This is a genomic window from Limnofasciculus baicalensis BBK-W-15, assembly GCF_024178385.1.
GTDB classification, from domain to species: Bacteria; Cyanobacteriota; Cyanobacteriia; order Cyanobacteriales; family Coleofasciculaceae; genus Limnofasciculus; species Limnofasciculus baicalensis.
The window spans coordinates 1-3,821 of record NZ_JAMZMM010000485.1 but is presented as its reverse complement, the minus strand read 5'-3'; the positions used below and the strand labels follow the sequence as shown (position 1 = coordinate 3,821).

The window sequence follows — 3,821 nt, the reverse complement described above, 5'->3', positions numbered from 1 at the left end:
GGGCACAGGTTTTTAGGGTGTCTAGGAGGGGGGTGGCGGTTTGATCTAGCATTTTGTTGTTTAACGGGGCGATCGCAGAATTATAAGATATTTGTGAACTAATTGAAATCACTGTAACTACCACTTGATATAATACTAGAGCAGAAAATTATTACAATCATAACTTTGTTTACACCCAACAATACTAAAGATCTGCTAGAATCTCAAGAAAGACTTGTACTAGAACTATTTGGAGGTAAAACTGCTAAAGTAGAAGGTGATATCAATGTAGATCGCATTGCCGAAAAAGGAATTAGAGCAGATATCATCATAGATAAACTATCATTTATCCCTAATAACAGGGTCGATGAAATTATTGTTTTCAATCCATACATCCCTAAAGAGATAAGTGGTAATGGCATTTTAGATTATCTGCCTGAAGCAGCCCGGATATTAAAGATAGGAGGAGAAATAATTATCAGCGGCACCAGAAATAATAAGTTTACTAAAATTAATCCATCAATCGATTTAGTTCACCTTGACTTACAAATTAGAGAGATACAAATTCCATTGCTTGAACGTTTTGCTAACCTTAAATTTTATAGAACTGATGGTTCTGAAATACCCAAGGATAAAATCTTAACGACCATTTTAAGGAAGGTTCAACCATGACTGTTGTCAAAGGATATTTTGATGAACTACATTTTACCGAATCGAACATAGAAAAATTCGATATTGTTGGTAGCGATATTATAGTTCATATACTATCTGGATTAGAAATATATGGAAGTCATCCTTTATCCAGTACTCATCAAAGGAGCGAACCTTGCCAATTGAGATTTAAAAACGTAGTTTTATCCCAACTAATTATTGATGAATATGCCGGAAATCCCAACCAAGATGGATTCAAAGAAAGGAAAGAAATAATTCATCAACTAGACAATCTGGAGCAATCTGATATCAAGTATGAAGATTACTCACTAGAAGGTGTATTACAAGATCCTCAAGCCTGGATAGATTGGTATATTAGAGCAGAAGAATTCTATTTAGATGATTTAAAAAGTGAAACCAATATAACTGTTACACTAGATCCAGATGTGGCTGAAGTTTTTACAAGCGCAGAAGCTGTTAATACTGCCCTCCGTTACCTCCTGGCAGCAATTCCCAAATGAGGGAAGAGCAAACCTCACTCTCTGGAGATTGGGTATCATCCTTTATCTAGGTGGTGGGGACTTTTATCGATCTTAGTTTGGGGAGTTATCAGCGCGATCGCATCCTTTAAAATGGGGTATGATAATAAAGAAGAACTAGCTTTGCTTTCAGTACTTGAACCATGACTAACTACCGTCTAGAATCCTTTCGTAATGCCTTTCAGAATCTTCAGTTATTGCCACTAGTAACACCAGAAGATCTAGATCGCTTTCGGGTGGAGTATGGAACAGAAATATTGGAAGAATTAGAGCAATTGGTAGAAGACTGTTCTCCAGATAATAACAAAATTATCTTTACAGGTCATCGTGGTTCGGGAAAATCTACACTATTGGGACAGTTGTGTCGGGAAATGGGAGATAATTACTTTGTGGTTTTCTTCTCGATTTCTGACTTAATTGAAATGTCCGATGTAAATCATGTAAATATTCTCTTTGCCATGGCAGTTAAGCTGATGGAAGAAGCAGAAAATCGTGGTGTAAAAATTAGCCCTAAAACTAAAAAAGCGTTTTATGTGTGGTTTAGTAAACATACCAGGACAGAAAGCACTTCCATTGATTCTAGCTTAGAAATAGAAACTAGTGGTGAAGTTGGTGCTAATGCTTTGTTTGCTAAGTTTTTCGCTAAACTCAAAGCAACCTTAAAAGCTAACTCTGTAATCCGAGAAGAAATTGCCACCGAATTTGCCAGACGGATTTCAGATTTGGTGGATAGAGTTAATGATATTGCGATCGCAATTCAGGCAGTATATGGCAAGGAAGTTCTCGTTGTTATTGACGATTTGGACAAGCTAGATTTGGAAATAGTGGATCGCGTTTATCGCAATAATATCAGTGCCCTATTTCAGCCACAATTCCGAATTATCTACACAATTCCCATGGCAGCAACACGAGATATGTCACTGCGAGGAATTATTCGTAACGCCACTAATAACCGGATTCAGTCTATGTGGGCAACCAAGTTTTTTCCTCGTGGCGAGGCTAAAAATCCTAATCCTGTCCCTGTAGAAGCATCAGTAAAAGTATTTGAAGAAATCTTATATAAACGGATTCCACGTCAATTGATTGAACCACAAGTGGCACAGATGCTGATTCTGAAAAGTGGCGGGGCTTTGCGGGAGTTTATTCGCCTAGCTAGTCAGTGTTGCAAACTTTGTTTAGTGCAATTGAGGCGGAAACCAGAAAATCAAGATCTTAAGATTACCACTGATATTTTTCAAAGGGCTGTCACAGATTTAAGAATTGAATATACTGAACCATTAGGGCAAAATGCCTTCGATATTCTCCTCCAGGTATATCGCGATTATATACCAGCAGATGGCATGGATCAAACATTTTTAGATCTACTACATACCTTATATATTTTGGAGTATCGGAATGATGATTTGTGGTTTGGGGTAAATCCGATTGTACAGGAAATTTTAGAACGTCGTGGTTTAATTAAATCGGGGGCGTAAATGCTAGATAATTCAGATATTCAGGATAATCTGACAAATGAAGATAGTTATGACAGTCTTGTCGCTACAATTGAGGCAAGTCAGGGATTCCTAACGCTCCTGATTGCTTCTTGTGAACCGGGATTATTTCAAAATCAACTGATTGGGCGCTATGAGGCAGAATTAGCACCAGAGATTCCCAGTTATCGAATAAGATTGAATCAATTAGAACCCAGTTTGCGGGGAGGATTAGAAGAATTAGTCAATGAGACACCACAATTAAAATTACCAAAAGCATCAGGAGTTATCACAGTCACAGGTGCGGCAGATTTAGAGGAAATGATGGGAGCATCCCACTTTGGCAAAGATACTCTTTTTTTGACAAAGTTTTTACCCACCCTGCCCCCCTTGTCAAAGGGGGGAGCAAGAATACAATCTCCATTTCTTCCAAATCGGGATGCTCCCGAAATGACACTGTGGGAAACAGAGGAAAAATCACCATTAGATAAATTTTTTGGCTATTTGCAATGGACAAGGGAAGGTTTGCGGGCATTTCCCTATCCGATTGTCTTGTGGGTAACACCGAAAATTTTAACTCGCCTCAGTATGGCATCTCCAGACTTTTGGAGTTGGCGTAGTGGTGTATTTAGGTTTGTTTCTCCGGTGAGAGAAGAAACTACTGTAAAAAGTATTGACACTCGCGATGGTGGTATAATAAGTTATGAAAAATTGAGCGATTTGCCCCTGGATGAGTTACTAGAACAAATAAATCAGATCGAAAAAATAGAAAAATCTCAGGCAATCTCACCTCTATTAGCAACTCTATACGATCGTGTTGGACAAGCATACACCAATCAAGTTATATTGGGCAAGTCAGAAAATCGCCAGTGGGAAATCGAGCAAGCAATTGAATATTTTCAAAAGGCTATTACACTACAAACAAACCTAAATTTAAAAGCGGATAGAGTGAATAGCCTAAGAAGATTGGGTAATTTTTACTACGATCGGGGACAATATAAAGAAGCCGAGTTATTTCACAAAGAGGCTATAGAAATTGCCCGCCAGATTGGAGATATCAGTGGAGAAGCTGCATCTTTAGTTAGTTTGGGCAACAGCTATCAGCAGCATGTCTTGGGCAATCGCGCCGAAAATCTAGAATTAGCGATCGCAGCATATCATAATGCCCTCCTAGTTCTTA

Annotated in this window: 4 protein-coding genes; all 4 read left to right on the top strand. The window is 38.3% G+C overall.

What is annotated here, in order from left to right:
* The first annotated feature begins 165 nt into the window (after positions 1-165).
* Positions 166-651, top strand: coding sequence for a hypothetical protein (locus NJ959_RS27020; protein ID WP_254014855.1), 486 nt, complete (start codon positions 166-168; stop codon positions 649-651).
* Positions 648-1,151 carry a hypothetical protein gene (locus NJ959_RS27015; protein WP_254014854.1) on the top strand — a complete coding sequence of 168 codons (504 nt, stop codon included), beginning with the start codon at positions 648-650 and terminating at the stop codon, positions 1,149-1,151. Before NJ959_RS27020 ends, NJ959_RS27015 begins: the two co-directional genes overlap by 4 nt.
* A gap of 161 nt (positions 1,152-1,312) precedes the next feature.
* Positions 1,313-2,644, top strand: coding sequence for a P-loop NTPase fold protein (locus tag NJ959_RS27010; RefSeq protein ID WP_254014853.1), 1,332 nt, complete (start codon positions 1,313-1,315; stop codon positions 2,642-2,644).
* On the top strand, positions 2,645-3,821 hold a 1,177-nt coding region (locus NJ959_RS27005; protein WP_254014852.1), incomplete at its 3' end, for a tetratricopeptide repeat protein.